The following is a 17650-nucleotide window of genomic DNA, read 5'->3' on the forward strand; positions in this document are numbered from 1 at the left end:
AGCTGTGCCAATGAACGACGACCTTCCGAGCATTGAATTTGCCTTCCCGGGGCCGCTACGCGACAGCTTGATTGCTGCCATCGAATCCGGCGCCAAAACCTCGACCAGCTCATTGATGCGCGAATACGAGGTCGGTGATGGGACGCTGCCGGTTGTCGGCGACGCGGGCTGCGTCGTCGGCTCCGACGGCGAAAGGCTCTTCGCCGTGGAGACCACCGGCGTCGACTTCGTGCGGCTGGCAGATGTGCCCCTCGACCATGCCTTGGCCGAAGGTGAAGGCCATACCTCGGTGGCCGAATGGCGGGCCGACCACCTGGAGTTCTGGACGTCCGCCGAGATCCGGGCCGAACTCGGAGCGGACTTCGAACCCGATGACGACACCATGGTCGTCCTGGAACGGTTCGCCGTCGTTCGCTGACCGCCTCGGGATGACCCGTTCGGGTGGACGATCCCGTTCAGTCGCGGTGGAGGGATAAACGCAAGGTGGGTTGCTCCCGGCGCACCCACCCCAGGGATTCATAGAGGGCCAGACCGTCCTCGCTGGCCGCCAGATCCACCCTGGCCGCCGAGGTTTCATGGCGGAACCACTCCAGGAGCGCCTGGACGCAGGCACGGGCATGTCCACGGCGGCGATGGCCCTCGAGGGTGACGACATTGGAGAGGTGCCCGGTCACCGTTGCGCAGCTTGCCGGCGACGGTGGTGTGGTGTGGACATAGCCAAGCGCCGCCGCCACTGCTGTCCCGAAGGAATAGACGATGTACGCACAGGCATCGACACCCAAGTGGTCGGTGAACCATTGCGACGCCTCGGCCAGCCAGGGAGCTTCCGGAGAGGACGCTTGGCCCATGGTCTCGAACATGACGGCCCGGAGCCTGACGAGCGCGCCGATATCCTCGGTGGTGACCCGCCGAATCACCGGCTCCACCGGAGCGGACGCCGGGGCAGCGCAAAGGGAGCCAGCTCTCGGTTCGCCGATCATGCCGGCATCCCCTCGTAGCCGGCGGGGCTCAGCCACAGATGCCCTCCGACGACCTCACGGCCAATGGAGAGCGAATTGTCCAGGGAAGGCTTGTTGTCGGGGTGGATGTGACCCCAGAGCACGTCGCCGACCGAGGCGATCGGCAACCGGCCGCAGAGCTGGAGCAGTACGGCCCGGCCCAACCGGCGTCCACGGTGCTCCGCGTTGAGGCACAGCTCCTGGACGCTGTATCCCGACATGCCGTAAGCGTTCTCGCGGGCAGCGGCAACGACACCGATCGGCTCAGAATCCGAACACACCTCGAACAGCAGATTTTCTGTGGCTGCGCTGGACAGAAGATCGACGTCGGCCGGGGACGCCCAGGACTTGATGCCGGGGCGCGAATGTTCCAGCTCGTCGTATATCGCGGCCACACGGTCTGCCGCTGCTTGAGGATCGACGGCTCGAAGCTCGACGCTCTCCGTGCTGCTCGGCATGGCGCGCCATTTAAGGGTTTCCAACAGTCCGGCGACAATGAGCAAGTCAGTGGCCGCGTGCCCGGCATAGGTACCGCACCGTGCCAGCTCGGAGAGGGTCTGTTCCGGATCGGGGCAGTGGATGCGAAGGCAGAGGGGTGAGAAGGCGGTGAAATGCGGCAGGACGTCGGCCAGGGCCGCCAACTGGGAGGGCTCCGGGGCGAGGGAGGTGGCGATGATGTCGACAAACGGCCTGCTGATATCACGGACCCTGAAACGGATGCCGGCGATTGCCCACTCTCCGCCGGGAAGGGGGATGCGGCGATTGGCCCATTGGAGCGGATCGTCAATGGGCAACTGGACGAGATCGCGGATCTGCGCTCCCCATGCTGCATCACCCACCAGGGCCATACTGGGTTCAAGCCATTCGCTGAGGTTGCGGTGTAGGGAAGGAGACCATTCCACGATGCGAGGTGACGTCCACGCCGTGGCGGCTTCAATGATTTCGGCGGAGAGCATTCAGGCAGTCTAGTGCGACGGTGGCCTGCGACTGGGTCCCACTGGTCGATCCGGTGGTCGAGGCCTTCGCGCAGCAGCCCACCGGTATTGGCAGGGAAGGTCGAGTCACCTACGGTCAGTGGCATGGGATTCATGACGCTTGATGGAGCCAGGATCGCGTTCCGTGTAGCGGGCTCCGGACCTGCGCTACTGGCGCCGGAGTGCAACTTCACCTGGTCCCGGGAAATGGAGGGGTTGATGGCGCGCCGGTTCACGCTCATCGTCGCTTCCCCGCGGGACTTCGCAACCAGCACACGCACGGGTGCTCCCTATCTGCCCAACCGTTGGGCCACCGACCTGCGGCAGGTGGCACACCAATTGGGCCATGAACGGTTCCTGGTCTTCGGCTACTCCTTCACTGGTGCCTTCGGACCGTGGCTGGCACTTCAGCTGGCCGAATACGGGTCGGTGGCAGCTGTTGCTTCGGGTGGGTTCCCCCTGCTCGGTGACTACGGGATCACCTCGCGCGACGTCGACGCCGAGCTGGCGGGATTGGAAAAGGACCCGGCGATCCGGGAGCGGTACAACGAACGGTTCGATCTGTGGGCCGGGGCGGAATTCTATCGTGATCTGGCCGAACTGGCGCCCGATGCACTAGTCGATCTCATGCCTTGTCCACTCTTCGGCTTCTGGGGCGCGCAGGATCAGGATGCCGTGGGAATGATCATGCCCCCTCATGAACTAGGCGAAGGCCTGGCTCGTCGGGGAGTGCGCTGGAAACAGTACGACGGGTACGACCACGAAAGGCTCAACAGCCAGTTGCAGGTCGCGTGGCCGGACGCCGAGAAATGGCTCCTGGAGCAGGCGGCCGAACAGGGGCTCTGAACTCCACTGACGGCAATGCCCCCAGGACCCGTAGTCGACATGGCATCATGAACCGATGGCCTACACGATCAGACGCCCTGCTGCCGCCGATGCCCCCGCCCTGGCCGGGTTGCATGTGGCCACGTGGCAACAGACCTATGAGCACCTGCTGCCCGAGGGCTTCTTCACCGAGGAGCACCGCCGCAAGCGCCAGGGGATGTGGGAGCACATCCTCGGCCAGGAACGGGAGGACTTCGAGGTCCGCCTGGCCGAGCAGGACGGCGAACCCCTCGGCTTCGCGTTCTCCGGCCCGAGCGTGCCCACGGCGAAGTCCGTGCCACCGCGCGAACGTCAGCTGTTCTGCCTATATGTGCTCCAAAGCGGCCACGGAACCGGCGTCGGACAGGATCTGTTCAACGGGGTGCTCGGCGAAGAGGCAGCCATGCTCTGGGTCGAACCGGGCAACCCTCGGGCCATCTCCTTCTACCGACGCAACGGCTTCGAGTTCGATGGGACCGAACAGACCGACCCGGGAACACCACGCATCGTTGAAGCGCGGATGCTCAGGTAGGCCCACTCGCGGAAAGGGTGGCGGCGCCTAGGCATCCTGGTCGATGGCGACCCCGGCCCGGGCCAGCTCACCGAGGACGGTGGGCACCGTCACCCGGTGCACGGCGGCCGTCAGCCGGGCCAGGACCGTGGTGTCGAATCCGGCCCGCGCCGCGTCCAGGGCGGTCTCCCGGACACAGAAGTCGGTCGCGATGCCCACGATGTCGACCTTGTGGATATGCCGGGAGCTCAGCCATTCGCCCAGCGACTCGCCGGGGGTGCTCTCCAAGGATTCGCGGTCCGCCTCCTCGGAGGTGGCCGCCGGATCCTCCGGGTCCACCAGGGTGGATTCGAAACCGGAGTAGGCGGCCTCGTAGCGGCCCTTGCGGAAGGTGGCGGTCAAGGCGCCGGCCTTCAGGACCGGGGCCAGCCCGGGGTGTAGTTCGGCCCCCGGGGTGCCGGCGACGCAGTGCACCGGCCAGGAATCGACGTAGTCCGGTTCGGAGGAGAAATGGGTCCCCGGGTCGATATGCCAATCCTGGGTGGCCAGGACGGCGGCGTACTTCCAACCGTGGTCGTTCAGGTAGGAGGTGATGGCCGCAGCAGTGGCACCACCTCCGCTCACCCCGAGCGAGCCGCCCTCGCAGAAGTCGTTCTGCACGTCGACGATGATCAGGGCCGTTTCCATGTCTTGCTCTCCTCCTTGGGCACCCGGTGGTCGGGTACCTATAGATGATCCACGAATTCGGTGGGGATCACGGGTTCACCGCGCTGCAGCCGCTTGGAAAGACCCGGCATTTCCTTCACGCTGTCGCGATGTCGTTGGGTGGCACGCTGCAGTCCCGCGGAACCGGTGTATTCCCGGGCGACGACGCCGTCGGTCACCAACGGGACCAGCAGGTCGCGGTCGTTCCCATCGGAGGCCGGGGGCTCGCCGATGCCGACGATCTCGGCGGTGGCGCGGCCGCGCTCGTTGAGCCGGCGCACCGCGTATTTGCGGCCGCCGACGCTGACCTTGTTCTTGGCGGCCTTGGCCACATCGACGAAATGGCCGTCGTCGTCCTGGCGGGACACCAATTTATAGACCATGGAGGCCGTCGGCGCCCCCGAGCCGGTGACCAGTGCGGTGCCGACCCCGTAGGCGTCCACCGGGGCCGAGGCCAAGGCGGCGATGGCGTATTCGTCCAGATCGGAGGTGACCATGATGCGGGTGTTGTGGTTGCCCAGGTCATCGAGCAGCCGGCGCACCCAGCGGGCCTGTTCCACCAGGTCGCCCGAATCCAGCCGGACGGCGCCGAGTGCTGGCCCGGCCACCTCCACGGCGGTGCGGACCCCCTGTTCGACGTCGTAGGTGTCCACCAGCAGGGAGGTATCGGCCCCCAGGGAGGCGACCTGGGCTTCGAAGGCGGCCCGTTCGGAATCGTGCAGCAGGGTGAAGGAATGCGCCGCGGTGCCCACGGTGGGAACCCCGTAGTGCAGGCCCGCCTCCAGGTTCGAGGTGCTGTGGAACCCGGCGATGACCGCGGCGCGGGCCGCGGCGACGGCCGCATGCTCCTGGGTCCGGCGGGACCCCATTTCGATGCAGGGCCGGTCCCCGGCAGCGGCCATCATGCGTGAGGCGGCCGAGGCGATCGCCGAATCATGGTTGAGCACCGAGAGGATGTAGGTCTCCAGGACGCAGGCCTCGGCGAAGGTCGACTCGACGGTCAGCAGCGGCGAGTTGGGGAAGTAGAGGTCGCCTTCGGCATAGCCGTAGATGTCCCCGCTGAACCGGAACCCGCTGAGGTATTGCAGCGTCGTGTCATCCACGACGCCGCGATCGGAGAGGAAATCGAGTTGCTCGGTGCCGAACCGGAAGTGTTCCAGGCCCTCGAGGATGCGTCCCGTTCCGGCGACGACCCCGTAGCGGCGGCCCTCGGGGAGCCGCCGGGCGAAGGCCTCGAACACGGAGCGGCGGTGTGCGGCCCCCGAGTGCAGGGACGCCTGGAGCATCGTGAGCTCATAGTGGTCGGTGAAGAGCGAGGTCGGCTGCTGCCACATCGGTCGGAGGACTCCTCGGATCGTACGGTTCAGGACCGCGCTGCCGCGCTCCCACCCACACTCTATCGGCTGCCGGGGCCCTGACGTCGTAGAATGGAGGGTATGCCTGTCTTGACCGCACCCACCGATGTCCTGCCACGCAGCGAGACGACCGAGCAGCAGGAACTGGATACCCCGTACGTCCTGCTGGTTTGGAACGACCCCGTGAACCTGATGAGTTACGTCAGCTACGTGTTCCGCAGCCACTTCGGCTACTCCGAGACCAAAGCCGACCAACTGATGCTCGAAGTCCACCAACAAGGGCGTTCGGTGGTCTCCACCGGTGCCCTGGAACAGGTCGAAGCCGATGTCGCAGCAATGCACGGCTACGGGCTGTGGGCGACCTTCCAGCGCGCGGACCAGGGCTGACCCGATGGCCCGTGCCTTCAAATCCACGCCCCGCGGCTTCACGGCCCGGCTGGATTCGACCGAACGCGAGTTGCTGAGGGGATTGTTCGAGGACGTCGCCACGCTGCTGGCCCCCGAGGACGACGGTGCGGCCCCGGGGGAGGAACCGGATCCGCTCTGGGCGATGGTGGGCATGGATCCGCGCACCCACGCCGCGGAATTTGCCGCCCCCACCGATCCCGCCGAGTTGAGGTTGCTGCCCGATGCGGTGCAGGGGGACCAGGACGCCTCGCTGGAATACCGTCGATTGACCGAAACGACGCTGCGTGAGCGCAAGATCGGCGCGCTGAAGGCCGCCGCATTGGCGATGGAATCGTCCGCCCTGGCCTTCGATGCCGCGGCGGCGAACCAGTTCGCCCAGGCCCTGAACGATGTCCGTCTGGTCCTGGCCGAACGTCTGGATCTGCGTACCGAGGACGACGCCGAACGGATCTCCTCGGTCATCGACGCCGCCACGGTCGATGACGTGGACGAATATCTGGCCCTGGTCTACAACTTCGTCACCTGGTTGCAGGAAACCCTGATGCAGGCACTGCTCGGTTCGTTGTGACGTGGGAGACATCCGTGTTTTATTACTGCCCCCTCGCCGACACAGGCAGTATGGTCGGTAGATCATGAACAGCCACGCCTCCGCGCAGCCCCCCGGCGATGCCTTGCAGGATCGCCGGGCCGCCCGTGACCGCTCCGCACCGCTGGGGATCTTCGACTCTGGTGTCGGCGGCCTGACCGTGTCCCGGGCCATCATCGACCAGCTGCCCCATGAATCCACGCTCTACGTCGGCGATACCGCCAACAGCCCCTACGGGCCGTTGCCGATCGCCCAGGTGCGGGCCAACGCGCTGGGAGTGATGGACGAACTGGTCGACGCCGGGGTGAAACTGCTGGTCATTGCCTGCAACTCCGCCTCGGCAGCAGTGCTTCGTGACGCCCGCGAACGCTATACGGCCCGCTACGGGATCCCCGTGGTGGAGGTCATCCAGCCGGCGGTCCGCCGTGCGGTCGCCGCGACCCGCAATGGCCGCATCGGTGTCATCGGCACCGAGGCAACCATCGGCTCCCGCGCCTACGAGGACGCCTTCGCCGCGGCCCCGCAACTGGAGATCACCGCAGCCGCCTGCCCGCGGTTCGTCGAATTCGTCGAAAGCGGCGTCACCGCCGGCTCCGAACTGCTGCGCACCGCCGAACGGTACCTGGCCCCGCTGAAGGACGCCGGGGTGGACACCCTGGTGCTGGGCTGCACGCACTACCCACTGCTGACCGGGGTCATCTCCTACGTCATGGGCGACGGCGTCACCCTGGTCTCCAGTGCCGAGGAAACCGCGAAGGACGTCTACGCGGCGCTGATGCGCCACGGGCTCTCCAGCGAAGCCGGCGAACACGGCGCCCACGATTTCATGTCCACCGGCGACTCCGGCTACTTCGAGGTGTTGGCCCGCAGGTTCCTGGGCCCCGAGGTCCAGTCCGTACGGCATATGGCCCACGGTGGAACCATCCACCCCACCGGGGAGATCCCGCAGGTGCTCGTCCCCGACGCCGGCGTCGTCCCCGAAGGAGCCGCCGTGGGGGAGCAGCCATGAAGATGACCATCATCGGGTGCAGCGGCTCCTTCCCCGGCCCCGGCTCACCCGCCTCCTGCTATCTGGTCACCGCGTTCGACGGCGAACGCATCTGGCGGATCCTGCTGGATCTGGGCAGCGGCGCGCTGGGGGTGCTCCAACGGTATATGGATCTGGAGGACATCGACGCGATCTTTTTGTCCCATCTGCACCCCGACCACTGCATGGACCTGTGCGGGCTCCATGTGGCGGTGCACTGGAACCCGAACGGCTGGAACCGGGAACGGATCACCGTCTGGGGCCCCGAAGCCACCGCCGACCGGATGGCCACCGCCTACGGGCTGGAACTGGACCCGGGCATGCACGAGGACTTCGACTTCCACCACTGGGTGCCCCGGCAGAAGGTCGAGCTTGGACCCTTCACCATCTCGGCGGTTCCTGTCCGCCACCCGGTCGAGGAAGCCTATGCCATCCGTGTCGAGGCGACCGAACCACTCCAGGACGGGACGACCCGGACCTCGGTGCTGGCCTATTCGGGGGATACCGACTCCTGCGACGGCCTCGTCGAGGCGGCCCATGATGCGGATATGTTCCTCTGCGAGGCGGCCTTCGAGGAAGGCCGGGACGACGGCATCGACGGGGTCCACCTGACCGGCAAACGGGCCGGGGAAATGGCCACCGCCGCCGGGGCCAAACGCCTCCTGCTCACCCATATCCCGGTGTGGACGGATGTGAACACCGTGGTCGACGAGGCGAAGACCACGTACGACGGCGGTCTGGCGATCGCCGTGTCCGGGGTCACCTATGGGGTGTGGTCGGGGGACCGGCTGGGCGAACCGAAGGACAGGCCCGCCCCGCGGGACCCCTTCCGCCCCTGAACCCCTGATACGGGCCCCGGTGTCCGGCATTAGACTGGGACCCATGACTACAGGCTCCAATGCATCCACCATCCAGCGCGCCGACGGGCGCGGAACCGCCGATCTGCGGAAGGTCACCATCACCCGCGGTTGGTCCCTCCAAGCCGAAGGTTCGGCCCTGATCGAGTTCGGCAACACCAAGGTGCTGTGCACCGCCTCCTTCACCTCCGGGGTCCCGCGCTGGCTCAAGGGCGAGGGCACCGGGTGGGTCACCGGCGAATACGCGATGCTTCCCCGGGCCACGAACACCCGCAACGGCCGTGAATCGGTCAAGGGCAAGATCGGGGGGCGCACCCATGAGATTTCCCGGTTGATCGGCCGTTCGCTGCGTTCGGTCATCGACACCAAGGCCCTGGGTGAGAACACCATCGTGTTGGACTGCGACGTGCTCCAGGCCGACGGCGGAACCCGCACCGCGGCCATCACCGGCGCCTACGTTGCCCTGGCCGATGCCATCACCTGGGCCCGCGGCCAGAAGCTCATCGCCGCCAAGGCCAATGTGCTCACCGACAGCGTGTCGGCGATCTCGGTGGGCATCATCGATGGCACCCCGATGCTGGATCTTCCCTATGAGGAGGACGTGCGGGCCGAAACCGACATGAACGTCGTGGTCACCGGATCCGGTGACTTCGTCGAGGTCCAGGGCACCGCCGAAGGCGCACCCTTCAAGCGGGACGAACTCGATGCGCTGCTGGATCTGGCCCTGTCGGGGACCGCAGAGCTGGCGGTCATCCAGCGCGAAACCCTCGAGCAGTGATGGCGCCGTCCCCCCGGCTGGTCCTGGCCACCCACAACCAGGGCAAGTTGCGTGAGCTCCGCGAGCTGCTGCGCGGGCAGGTCCCCGGACTCGACGTGGACACCCAGGTCGTCGACGCCGGTGCCGTGGACGCCCCGGACGTCCGCGAAACCGGGGTGACCTTCGAAGCCAATGCCCTGCTCAAGGCCCACGCCGTGGCCGAAGCCACCGGGTTGCCGGCCATCGCCGATGATTCGGGCCTCTCGGTGGACGTCCTGGGCGGGGCGCCGGGGATCTTCTCCGCCCGCTGGTCGGGCCGCCATGGCGACGACGCCGCGAACCTGGCGCTGTTGCTGGCCCAACTGGCCGATGTTCCCGCCGAACACCGCGGCGGTGCCTTCGTCTGCGCCGCCGCCCTGGCCCTGCCCGACGGCACCGAACAGGTGGAACTGGGGCGCCTGGAAGGCACCGTGCTGGAAGCACCCCGCGGGCAGGGGGGATTCGGCTACGACCCGATCCTGCAACCCGTCGGTGAGGACCGTAGCTGCGCCGAGCTGGACAGTGCCGAGAAGAACGCGATCAGCCACCGCGGCCAGGCCTTCAGGGCCCTGCTGCCCCACCTCGTCGAGGTGCTGCGGGCCGGCTGATCCGTCGCCGAGTCTTCCGGGTGTAGGCGCCCGGCCAGACCAAGGAATCCCCCTGATCCGTCGCGGATCAGGGGGATTCGTGCATCCGGCTAGCTCCGGGCGGGTTTGCGGGCCTTGATCAGTTCCACGGCGATGGGCACGACCGAGAGCAGCACGATGGCCACGAAGATGATGTCGATGTTGTTCCCGACCCAGGTGTACTGCCCGAGCCAGTGGCCCAGCAGGGTCACTCCGACCCCCCAGAGCAGCGCCCCGACGAGGTTGAAGGCGATGAACGTGCGATAGTGCATCTTCGCGACCCCGGCGATGACCGGGACGAAGGTCCGCACGATCGGCACGAAGCGGGCCAGAATGACCGCCCGGCCGCCGAATCGCTCGAAGAATTCGTGGGCCTTGTCCACGTATTCCTTCCTGAAGAACCGCGAATCGGGTTTATTGAACACCGACGGCCCGGCCTTGTGGCCAATGAGATAGCCGGTCTGGTCCCCGGCGAAGGCGGCGATGAACACGCATCCGGCAAAGAACCACAGGTTCACGTCGATGGCCCCCGTGGCGACCAGCAGGCCCGCAGTGAACAACATGGAATCGCCGGGGAGGAAGAAGCCGACCAGCAGGCCGGTTTCGGCGAAGACGATGCCGCAGACCAGCAGGATGATCCAGGGCGCCAACCGTGGATCGCGCAGGAAGACATCGGGGTTCAGGAAGTCCGGCAGCAAGCCGGCCATCTGGGGCTGGAGGGTCACTGCGGCGTCCAGGGCCGGGCTCAGGGCGTCAATCATCACAGGGTCCAGCTTACCGGCGGGCTGGCCACCGGCTGGGACGAAAGAGGCCTTCGGGACAAAGTGTGGGCAGACTCCCAGCAATGCCCCGCTAAGGTGGTGGGGTGGCTTTGGACTTTACGGCGATCGATTTCGAGACGGCCAATGGATTTCGCGGGTCGGCCTGCTCCGTTGGCGTCACCCGCGTCCGTGACGGGGGGATCGTCGATGAGGCCTACTGGCTGATGCGCCCGCCCGAGGGGTTCGACCACTTCGATCCGCGCAACGTGCAGATCCACGGGATCACCGCCGATATGGTGGCCACCGCGCCCCGCTTCGGCGAGGTCTTCGGGGAACTGGCCTCCTTCATCGGTGCCGATACCGTCGTGGCCCATAACGCGGCCTTCGACCTCGGGGTCATCCGTTCCGCCCTGGAGGTCTCCGAACTGGCGGGCCCGGCCTACGATTTCGCCTGCACCGTGAAGCTGGCGCGCAAGACCTACTCGCTGCAGTCCTATTCGCTGCCCTTCGTCGCCGAAGCCGCGGGATCGCCGATGGAGAACCACCATGATGCCCTGGCCGACGCCAGGGCCTGCGCCTCCATCATGATCGACATCGGCCACCGGCATGCCGTGGACTCGGTCTCCCGGGCCGCCGGCGCCGCCCGCGTGGCGATGGGCCATGCCGCGGCCTACGCGCCGGGGGACGGCCTGTCCAAGGCGACGGTCTCGGCCAGGGAACGACTGGCCGCCGGAATGCTGGTCCCCGCCCAACCGACCTGGGCCGGAGGCTGGCCCAGCGAAGGGGAGAACCCGCCGCCGAACCCCGGGGCCGACCCCGCGCACCCGCTCTACGGGGAGACGGTGGTCTTTTCCGGGAACCTGTCCATCACCCGGCAGGAAGCCAAGAACCGGGCGGCGGAGAACGGGGCCACCTGTGCCAGCCGGGTCACCCGCGCCACCACGGTGCTGGTCGTCGGCGACGGCTTCGTCCCCGGGGATCTGCACACGACCCGCCTGACGACCAAGGTCAAACATGTCCTGCGGTTGCGCGAGGCCGGACGCGGGATCTCCCTGCTGTCGGAAGGTGAGTTCCTGCAACTGGTCGACGGGTTCCGGCTCGCCTGATCAGCCCGCCGGTTCCGGGGCAGCGCCGAGGACGGCTTCGACCCACCGGTGGTGCATCTGGTGGATGACCGAATCCACGGCGGACTGCGGCCGGCCGTCCGCCGGCCGATATCCGCGGGCCGAGGCCACCAACGCCGCCGCGTAGCCTGCCGTATCAGGATCCGGTGCCGACCCCAGACGCCGGACGACGCCGGGGACCCCACCGGTTTCGGACAATCCGGAGGCCATCTCCTCGAGGGCGGCCGCCAGGGCGGCACCCAGGGCGGTGGAGGAGGTCCCCTCGTCCTGCGCCAACTGCTCCAGCAGCTCCTGCCAACGCTGCGTCGCCTCCACGCCCAGGTCCAGGCCGGCCCGGACCGCCAGCGCCGCCGATGCGGCAGCCCGGTGGGCCGCGGGGGCACCATGGGTCAGGGCCGCGGCATCGGAGGCGAGCCGTGCCGTCGTGCCCTCATCGACCCGCGGCAGCAGGGCCATGACCGCTGCCCGCGGCAGGACCCCCGGACCATCCGCCGTGGGGTGGGCCGGCCGACCGGTACTGGCCATCTCCGGGTCGGACAGGGCCGTGCGGTTCTGTGGATCCCCCGGGGCCAGGTTCGGGGCCGGGAGCACACCGGTGTCGGCGAAGGCGGCGTCGATCCACCGCGGCAGTGGTTCCGGGGCCCCTTCGGGGAAGGAACCGGTGACGGCGTGCCTCCAGCGCAGCCCGGCCAGCCACAGGCAGGCCGCCTCATCGGAGGCGACCCCGTCATTGGCCCATTCGACGGCTTCGAGGAGGCCATCGAGCAGGAACAACTGCAGGGTCTCCGTCTCACCCGGGGCGTCCAGGGCCCTGGCTGCGGTGGCGCCGGCGGCCGTGGCCTGCAGGATGGCGAGCACCCGGTCGGAGAATTCGGGGCGTGGTTCGAGGTTTTGCGGCGTCTGGTTCACCCGGACAGTCTAGGAGATGGCCCGGCGAATCTAGCCTTGCTCCGGTGACTGCGCATAGATCTTTTCGACGAACGGACGCGAACGTTGGGTGAAGATCCCGCGCTTGAGCTTCATGGTGGGAGTCATGATTCCGCTGGCTTCGCTGAGATCGGTCAGCAGCGGGAGGAACTTTCGGACCTGCTCGGGACGGGACACTTTCGAATTCGCCTTGCTGACCGTCTGATTGAGTACTTCGAGAAGTCCGTGCTCCTCGATGGTGACCGCCCCACCTGTCTCGGGGATTCGAAGGCCCGCCAGTCGGGTGACCCCGTGTCGATGGGCCCAATCGATGACGGCTTCGAAGTCAAGGAGCAGCAGGCCGCCGAGAAAAGGGCGGCCTTCTCCCACCATCACGGCATGGGCGATGAGGGGATCATTTTCGACGTATCCTTCCCAGATGGTGGGGGAAACGGTTTTGCCGCCTGCTGTGACGACGACATCCTTGATGCGCCCCTTGAGGGTCAGCTGCCCGCGCTCATCGAGCTCGCCGAGGTCACCGGTGCGGAAGAAGCCGTCGATGAAGGCCTCGGTGTTGTCCGCGGGTCTGTTGTATCCGGAAAAAACACCGGCCCCGCGAGCCAGGACCTCGCCCTGATCCGAAATGCGGACTGTGGTTCCCGGCATGGGCACTCCCACGGAACCTGCCGTGATTGCTCCAGGAAGGTTTCCGGTCAGCGGAGCCGTGGTTTCAGTGAGTCCGTATCCTTCAATGACGGGTAATCCTAGACCGCGGAAGAACAGCGATAGTTCAGCGTCCAGCGCCGCGGCACCGGAGAGGAGATAGCCCAGGCGCCCACCGACCAGTTTTCTGATCCGGGCATAGAACAATCCATCAAAGAGGGCGTGCTTGATCCGGAGCCCGAGCCCGGCTCGTGCTGCCGGATGTGTATCGCGACGCTCTGCCAGCCGGCCCCATTGCACCGCGGTGTCCTGTGCCACCTTCCAGAGGGGGCCGAGATGTTTTGCCTCGGCGGCTGCTGCAGCGGATGTCCGTATTTTTTGCAGAACACGCGGGACCACCACCAAGAAGGTGGGTTTCAGTGCGCCTAGAGCCGGTACCACCTCACGAGTGTCGCCCAGGTGGGCAATGCGCATGCCGTTGGCCAGACAGATCAGTTGGAGCCCGCGGGCCAGTACGTGGGCCATCGGGAGGAAAATCACCGTGTTGCCGGATTCCTGGACCACCTCACCGTAGGATCCGGCCACATTCAGTACCTGGTTGACGAAGTTCCCATGGGTGATGAGCGCACCCTTGGGTGCAGCGGTGGTCCCCGAGGTGTAGACGATGGTTGCCACCGCATCCAGTGTGGCCACCAGCCGTCGTTGCTCCAGGGCCTCATCGGTGATGTGTTCGCCGCTGTGCACCAGAACGTCCAGGGACGATTCAGTGTTCGGATCCATCGTCCAGATGCGCCCATCGGCCATGCCGGCTTGCTCGAATCCCTGTTTGAGTATCCGGGCGTGTTCCGTCGTGCCGGCCACACCGAAGCGCACGTCGGCGTCGGTGATAATGGCCGATATCTGGTTGACCGCCGCGGTCTCGTAGAGGGGAACGATGACGGCGCCGGCGAACCAGGCGGCCATGTCCGCCAGGGCCCATTCATAGCGGGTGGGCGAGATGATGGCGATGGATTGACCGGGCTGCAGGCCCGAAGCCATGAAGCCTTTGGCCAGGGCTCGGACCTGCCCGACGAACTCTCTGGTGCTCACTTGGTCCCAGGGATCCGTGATCGCTGCGCCGGCGGAACGAACTTCGAAGGCTATGTGGTGGGGCGAAGTCCTGAGCCGTTGCATCAGGAGCTCTGTTGCGTTTCGATAAATGGTTGGACCCACCAGGGGCGGCGTGGTGAACTCTTTCACGGGGTGTCCTCATTAGACAGTGTGTGCAGGTGGTTGCGCATCAGGACTTGGGTAGCGTCAAGAAAGTTGCTGACGATGGTGCTGTGCTCAACGGGTAGGCCCTGGAGCTGTTCGTAGAGGGCAGTGGCCAGCGGATGGGTCGGGTCCAGGATTCCCTGGAAGGCCGTGTTGGTTGCCGTCAACATGACATGGCGCCTGTCTGCCGCGCCCCGGTTGCGGGTGAGGTAGCCTCCCAGCTCCAGACGGTTGGTGATGGCCGTAGTGGTGGCCGCGGTGGAGCCCAGCTCCAGCGCGAGATTCCCCGAAGTCATCGGCCCTGACTGGGTCAGCACCGAAAGGGCACGGAAATCCGTGAGATTCAGGCCCAATCCCAGAGCCGTTTCCCGCTCGCTTTCGCGGGCCAGAATCAACATTTGCTGCAAGGTCGTGGCGACGGAAAGGTGGGACAACATGGCGGCTTCCGTTCCTTAAGAGCAGGCTTCGAGTATAGTCAAGATTCTTTGATCATCAAAAGATTGAATGAAATTTTATCGGTAGCATCGCCTCCGCGAAAGCTCCGCATGGCAGAGAGGAACTTTTCCGTGAAAAAGTCTGAGCGCACGGCGCTGATCACGTTGCCCATCGTGCTGATCATCGGAGCCTTGCTTGCTGCTGCCGGCAGCAGTGGCGGTATCACCCTGGGAGTGATCCCCGTCTTTGCCCTGGCCGTGGGCATGGCCATCGTGATCCAGTGGATGGCTTTTATCCCTGCGTTTTTGGCGCAGACCGAAAAGTACTATGACCTCACCGGCATGCTGAGCTATGTGGCGATTACCGTCATGATTCTTGTGGCCCTTCCAGATATCGACGCGCGTTCCCTGATCCTGGCCACGATAGTTCTCATCTGGACGTTGCGGCTCGGACTCTTCTTGTTCCGTCGTATCAGCCGAGCGGGCAAGGATGACCGTTTTGACCAGATCAAGCCCTCCTTCGTCAGGTTCCTGAGCACGTGGACGCTCCAGGGGTTGTGGGTCACCTTCACCGCGGCCGCGGCGTGGGTGGCCATGACGTCGGATCACCGAGTTCCCCTGGACGGTTTTGCGCTCGTTGGCGTCCTGCTGTGGATGCTCGGGTTCGGTCTGGAAGTGGTGGCCGACCAGCAGAAATCGCGGTTCAACGCCGACCCGTCGAAAAAAGGAGGATTCATTTCCTCCGGCCTGTGGTCGACCTCGCGCCACCCCAACTACTTCGGTGAGATCCTGCTGTGGATCGGCGTCGCCATCGTCGCCTTCCCGGCACTTGAAGGATGGCAGCTGGTGGCACTGATTTCACCGGTCCTGGTCATTCTGCTCCTGACCCAGGTCAGCGGGGTGCCCCTGTTGGAAAAGAAGTCCGATGCCAAGTGGGGCGGCCAAGCAGACTATGAGGCCTATAAGGCAAGGACCCCGGTCCTGGTTCCTCGGATCTGGTAGCCGGTTCCAAGGCGCCGAAGGCCGTGATCCGTGGAATCACCTGGACCCGGCAGGAAAATCCGCGCCATGGTGCGGGGGTGCGGTGTCCGGGTCACCCGACCGGTCCAGAGGATCGTCGGGTGACCTCCCGCCGGCCTAGGACTTGGTGGTGTAGTTGCTTTGGCGTTCCAGGATGGTGGTCACAGTGGTCTCATGCCAGACGGTCGAGTCGGTGAAACAGGTGACGACCTTCCACCCGGACAGGGCATGCTCGTTGAGACTGGCTTCAAGATCCGAGGGTTTGAAATCCGGGTAGTCCTTGATCCTGTCGGTGATGACTTTATATTCATGCATGGCCGGTCCTCCTCGCGGCGAGTGGCGAAGCCCGTTGACGCCCCGATGTCGTGGAGAACACGTCGAACGTGTTGGTCAACAACGAGAACCACGTTCCCGAGGGCGACGGTCCTTAATTCATTAACCAACTTCCCGGCGCCAAAGTCCAGAGGTCCGACCACTCCGGCGGGACGCCCGGTCGGAGGACGGATCAGATGATGATCCTCAAAGGCTCTTCCAGCGTGCGTTTGAGATCGCGCAGGAACGCCGCCGAAACGGCGCCGTCCAGGACCCGGTGGTCGGAGGTGAGGGTGATCTTCATGATCCGGCGGCTGGAGAGCTTCCCGTCCTGCACGTAGGGCTCCTCGGTGGTGGCGCCCACTGCCAGGATCGCGGCCTCGGGTGGATTGATGACCGCGGTGAAGTTGTCGATGCCGAACATGCCCAGGTTGCTGATCGAGAAGGTCCCGCCGCTGAATTCGGCCGGGGCCAGCTTGCCGTCCCGGGCCTTCGTGGCCAAGGCCCGGGTTTCCGTGGAGATCACATCGAGGCCCTTGGTGGCGGCGTTGCGGACGACCGGGACGATCAGCCCGTCATCCAGGGCCACCGCCACCCCGATATGTGCCCGCGGATGCTGGAGGATCTTGTCCCCGGCCCAGGAGGCATTGACCTGGGGGTGGTCCTCCAAGGTCAGGGCGCACGCCTTGACCAGCAGGTCGGTCACGCTGATCCTGGTCCCGGTGTCGGCGAAGCGTTCATTGATCTCGGCGCGCAGGGCGAAGAGCCGGTCCACGGCCACCACATTGGTCAGGTAGAAGTGCGGGGCGCCAGCGCTTTCGGTGAGTCGTTCGGCCATCACCTTGCGCATCATCGTCAGGGGAACCTCCACCGATTCCGTCTCATCCGTGGAGGTATTGCTCGCCGCGGTCTTCCCTGCGGGCTGCTGCGGGGCGGTGTCGGCCTGGGCGGCCACCGCGGCTTCGACATCGGCCCTGACGATCCGACCGCCTGGGCCGGTCCCGGTGATCGACGCCGGATCGATGCCATGCTGTTCGGCGATCCTGCGGGCGAGCGGGGAGGCGAGCAGGCGTCCGCCGGTGGCCCCGGTCGGGGGGCGAGGCTCCATGGTCCCGGGCGTCGAAGTCCCCTCGGCGGGCCGTGGCGCGGGGGCGCTTTCGGACGCCGGTGCGGGGGCGTCCTTCGGGGCGGCAGGGGACGGGGCGTCGGCACCGGGCACGGTCCCGGCCCCCGAGCCGATGAAGGCCACGGGTTCCCCGATGGCGACCATGGTGCCTTCCTCGACCAGGATCTTCTCCAGGACCCCGTCGTCGAAGGCCTCGAGATCCATGGTGGCCTTATCGGTGTCGATTTCGGCGAGGACATCGCCTTCGCTCACCGCGTCCCCGACCTTCTTGACCCAGCGGCTGAGGACACCTTCTTGCATCGTGTCGGACAGGCGGGGCATGTTCACCTCGGGCATCGCGGTC

At 66.2% G+C, this 17650-nt stretch carries 21 protein-coding genes; 11 read left to right on the plus strand and 10 right to left on the minus strand.

Going from position 1 to position 17650, the window contains the following annotated elements:
* The first annotated feature begins 10 nt into the window (after positions 1–10).
* Entirely contained in the window at positions 11–418 is a 408-nt protein-coding gene (locus tag ACT3UE_RS07135) for an ASCH domain-containing protein (protein ID WP_444553547.1), read from the plus strand.
* A gap of 37 nt (positions 419–455) precedes the next feature.
* On the opposite strand, the gene ACT3UE_RS07140 is transcribed toward ACT3UE_RS07135, so the two are convergent.
* Together ACT3UE_RS07140 and ACT3UE_RS07145 are read right to left on the minus strand one after the other, a co-directional pair.
* On the minus strand, positions 456–980 hold the full coding sequence (locus tag ACT3UE_RS07140) for a GNAT family N-acetyltransferase (protein WP_444553546.1): 525 nt from the start codon (positions 978–980) through the stop codon (positions 456–458).
* Entirely contained in the window at positions 977–1954 is a 978-nt protein-coding gene (locus ACT3UE_RS07145; RefSeq protein ID WP_444553545.1) for a hypothetical protein, read from the minus strand. The genes ACT3UE_RS07140 and ACT3UE_RS07145 overlap by 4 nt, the downstream gene beginning before the upstream one ends.
* A gap of 123 nt (positions 1955–2077) precedes the next feature.
* Here ACT3UE_RS07145 and ACT3UE_RS07150 point away from each other — a divergent pair, with 123 nt between their 5' ends.
* A complete protein-coding gene (locus ACT3UE_RS07150) occupies positions 2078–2818 on the plus strand; it encodes an alpha/beta fold hydrolase (RefSeq protein ID WP_444566478.1) in 741 nt (246 codons plus the stop codon).
* Positions 2819–2873: 55 nt separating this feature from the next.
* Positions 2874–3368 carry a GNAT family N-acetyltransferase gene (locus ACT3UE_RS07155; protein WP_444553543.1) on the plus strand — a complete coding sequence of 165 codons (495 nt, stop codon included), beginning with the start codon at positions 2874–2876 and terminating at the stop codon, positions 3366–3368.
* Between the two features lie 27 nt (positions 3369–3395).
* Here the strand turns inward: ACT3UE_RS07155 and ACT3UE_RS07160 are convergent, their stop codons facing one another.
* Positions 3396–4034, minus strand: a complete 639-nt coding sequence (locus ACT3UE_RS07160; protein WP_444553542.1) for an isochorismatase family protein — start codon at positions 4032–4034, stop codon at positions 3396–3398.
* A gap of 38 nt (positions 4035–4072) precedes the next feature.
* On the minus strand, positions 4073–5386 hold the full coding sequence (locus tag ACT3UE_RS07165; protein ID WP_444553541.1) for a nicotinate phosphoribosyltransferase: 1314 nt from the start codon (positions 5384–5386) through the stop codon (positions 4073–4075).
* 102 nt (positions 5387–5488) lie between these two features.
* Here ACT3UE_RS07165 and clpS point away from each other — a divergent pair, with 102 nt between their 5' ends.
* From clpS to rdgB, 6 genes are all read left to right on the plus strand, one after another.
* Positions 5489–5794, plus strand: a complete 306-nt coding sequence (gene clpS, locus ACT3UE_RS07170) for an ATP-dependent Clp protease adapter ClpS (protein WP_444553540.1) — start codon at positions 5489–5491, stop codon at positions 5792–5794.
* A 4-nt stretch (positions 5795–5798) separates the two neighbouring features.
* Complete coding sequence (locus ACT3UE_RS07175; RefSeq protein ID WP_444553539.1) at positions 5799–6383, plus strand: DUF2017 family protein; 585 nt, start codon at positions 5799–5801, stop codon at positions 6381–6383.
* A gap of 64 nt (positions 6384–6447) precedes the next feature.
* The gene (gene murI / locus ACT3UE_RS07180) at positions 6448–7410 is read left to right on the plus strand and encodes a glutamate racemase (RefSeq protein ID WP_444553538.1); all 963 of its coding nucleotides are present in this window, start codon (positions 6448–6450) and stop codon (positions 7408–7410) included.
* Complete coding sequence (locus ACT3UE_RS07185) at positions 7407–8267, plus strand: MBL fold metallo-hydrolase (RefSeq protein ID WP_444553537.1); 861 nt, start codon at positions 7407–7409, stop codon at positions 8265–8267. Before murI ends, ACT3UE_RS07185 begins: the two co-directional genes overlap by 4 nt.
* Positions 8268–8310: 43 nt before the next feature.
* Entirely contained in the window at positions 8311–9063 is a 753-nt protein-coding gene (rph, locus tag ACT3UE_RS07190) for a ribonuclease PH (protein WP_444553536.1), read from the plus strand.
* A complete protein-coding gene (gene rdgB, locus ACT3UE_RS07195) occupies positions 9063–9689 on the plus strand; it encodes an RdgB/HAM1 family non-canonical purine NTP pyrophosphatase (protein ID WP_444553535.1) in 627 nt (208 codons plus the stop codon). The genes rph and rdgB overlap by 1 nt, the downstream gene beginning before the upstream one ends.
* A gap of 89 nt (positions 9690–9778) precedes the next feature.
* Here rdgB and ACT3UE_RS07200 read toward each other — a convergent pair whose 3' ends face one another.
* On the minus strand, positions 9779–10468 hold the full coding sequence (locus ACT3UE_RS07200) for a VTT domain-containing protein (RefSeq protein ID WP_444553610.1): 690 nt from the start codon (positions 10466–10468) through the stop codon (positions 9779–9781).
* A 104-nt stretch (positions 10469–10572) separates the two neighbouring features.
* Between ACT3UE_RS07200 and ACT3UE_RS07205 the strand changes: the two genes are divergently transcribed.
* The gene (locus ACT3UE_RS07205; RefSeq protein ID WP_444553534.1) at positions 10573–11574 is read left to right on the plus strand and encodes an exonuclease domain-containing protein; all 1002 of its coding nucleotides are present in this window, start codon (positions 10573–10575) and stop codon (positions 11572–11574) included.
* Here the strand turns inward: ACT3UE_RS07205 and ACT3UE_RS07210 are convergent, their stop codons facing one another.
* From ACT3UE_RS07210 to ACT3UE_RS07220, 3 genes are all read right to left on the minus strand, one after another.
* The gene (locus ACT3UE_RS07210) at positions 11575–12501 is read right to left on the minus strand and encodes an ADP-ribosylglycohydrolase family protein (RefSeq protein ID WP_444553533.1); all 927 of its coding nucleotides are present in this window, start codon (positions 12499–12501) and stop codon (positions 11575–11577) included.
* Between the two features lie 30 nt (positions 12502–12531).
* Positions 12532–14334 carry an AMP-dependent synthetase/ligase gene (locus ACT3UE_RS07215; RefSeq protein ID WP_444561564.1) on the minus strand — a complete coding sequence of 601 codons (1803 nt, stop codon included), beginning with the start codon at positions 14332–14334 and terminating at the stop codon, positions 12532–12534.
* Between the two features lie 62 nt (positions 14335–14396).
* The gene (locus tag ACT3UE_RS07220) at positions 14397–14852 is read right to left on the minus strand and encodes a MarR family transcriptional regulator (protein WP_444561563.1); all 456 of its coding nucleotides are present in this window, start codon (positions 14850–14852) and stop codon (positions 14397–14399) included.
* Between the two features lie 129 nt (positions 14853–14981).
* Between ACT3UE_RS07220 and ACT3UE_RS07225 the strand changes: the two genes are divergently transcribed.
* On the plus strand, positions 14982–15851 hold the full coding sequence (locus tag ACT3UE_RS07225; RefSeq protein ID WP_444566479.1) for a DUF1295 domain-containing protein: 870 nt from the start codon (positions 14982–14984) through the stop codon (positions 15849–15851).
* Positions 15852–15986: 135 nt separating this feature from the next.
* On the opposite strand, the gene ACT3UE_RS07230 is transcribed toward ACT3UE_RS07225, so the two are convergent.
* Positions 15987–16184 carry a DUF4177 domain-containing protein gene (locus ACT3UE_RS07230; RefSeq protein WP_444553530.1) on the minus strand — a complete coding sequence of 66 codons (198 nt, stop codon included), beginning with the start codon at positions 16182–16184 and terminating at the stop codon, positions 15987–15989.
* Positions 16185–16374: 190 nt separating this feature from the next.
* The gene (locus ACT3UE_RS07235) at positions 16375–17643 is read right to left on the minus strand and encodes a dihydrolipoamide acetyltransferase family protein (protein WP_444566480.1); all 1269 of its coding nucleotides are present in this window, start codon (positions 17641–17643) and stop codon (positions 16375–16377) included.
* Between the last annotated feature and the right edge of the window lie 7 nt (positions 17644–17650).

Origin of the sequence: Arthrobacter sp. 179, assembly GCF_052379645.1 — a bacterium.
In the GTDB taxonomy this organism is placed as follows: domain Bacteria; phylum Actinomycetota; class Actinomycetes; order Actinomycetales; family Micrococcaceae; genus Arthrobacter_H.

Coding starts and splice junctions, on each gene's coding strand:
- ACT3UE_RS07135 (WP_444553547.1), top strand. CDS start 11: ATGAACGACGACCTTCCGAGCATTGAATTTGCCTTCCCGGGGCCGCTA.
- ACT3UE_RS07140 (WP_444553546.1), bottom strand. CDS start 980: ATGATCGGCGAACCGAGAGCTGGCTCCCTTTGCGCTGCCCCGGCGTCC.
- ACT3UE_RS07145 (WP_444553545.1), bottom strand. CDS start 1,954: ATGCTCTCCGCCGAAATCATTGAAGCCGCCACGGCGTGGACGTCACCT.
- ACT3UE_RS07150 (WP_444566478.1), top strand. CDS start 2,078: ATGGGATTCATGACGCTTGATGGAGCCAGGATCGCGTTCCGTGTAGCG.
- ACT3UE_RS07155 (WP_444553543.1), top strand. CDS start 2,874: ATGGCCTACACGATCAGACGCCCTGCTGCCGCCGATGCCCCCGCCCTG.
- ACT3UE_RS07160 (WP_444553542.1), bottom strand. CDS start 4,034: ATGGAAACGGCCCTGATCATCGTCGACGTGCAGAACGACTTCTGCGAG.
- ACT3UE_RS07165 (WP_444553541.1), bottom strand. CDS start 5,386: ATGTGGCAGCAGCCGACCTCGCTCTTCACCGACCACTATGAGCTCACG.
- clpS (WP_444553540.1), top strand. CDS start 5,489: ATGCCTGTCTTGACCGCACCCACCGATGTCCTGCCACGCAGCGAGACG.
- ACT3UE_RS07175 (WP_444553539.1), top strand. CDS start 5,799: ATGGCCCGTGCCTTCAAATCCACGCCCCGCGGCTTCACGGCCCGGCTG.
- murI (WP_444553538.1), top strand. CDS start 6,448: ATGAACAGCCACGCCTCCGCGCAGCCCCCCGGCGATGCCTTGCAGGAT.
- ACT3UE_RS07185 (WP_444553537.1), top strand. CDS start 7,407: ATGAAGATGACCATCATCGGGTGCAGCGGCTCCTTCCCCGGCCCCGGC.
- rph (WP_444553536.1), top strand. CDS start 8,311: ATGACTACAGGCTCCAATGCATCCACCATCCAGCGCGCCGACGGGCGC.
- rdgB (WP_444553535.1), top strand. CDS start 9,063: ATGGCGCCGTCCCCCCGGCTGGTCCTGGCCACCCACAACCAGGGCAAG.
- ACT3UE_RS07200 (WP_444553610.1), bottom strand. CDS start 10,468: ATGATTGACGCCCTGAGCCCGGCCCTGGACGCCGCAGTGACCCTCCAG.
- ACT3UE_RS07215 (WP_444561564.1), bottom strand. CDS start 14,334: ATGCAACGGCTCAGGACTTCGCCCCACCACATAGCCTTCGAAGTTCGT.
- ACT3UE_RS07220 (WP_444561563.1), bottom strand. CDS start 14,852: ATGTTGTCCCACCTTTCCGTCGCCACGACCTTGCAGCAAATGTTGATT.
- ACT3UE_RS07230 (WP_444553530.1), bottom strand. CDS start 16,184: ATGCATGAATATAAAGTCATCACCGACAGGATCAAGGACTACCCGGAT.
- ACT3UE_RS07235 (WP_444566480.1), bottom strand. CDS start 17,643: ATGCCCGAGGTGAACATGCCCCGCCTGTCCGACACGATGCAAGAAGGT.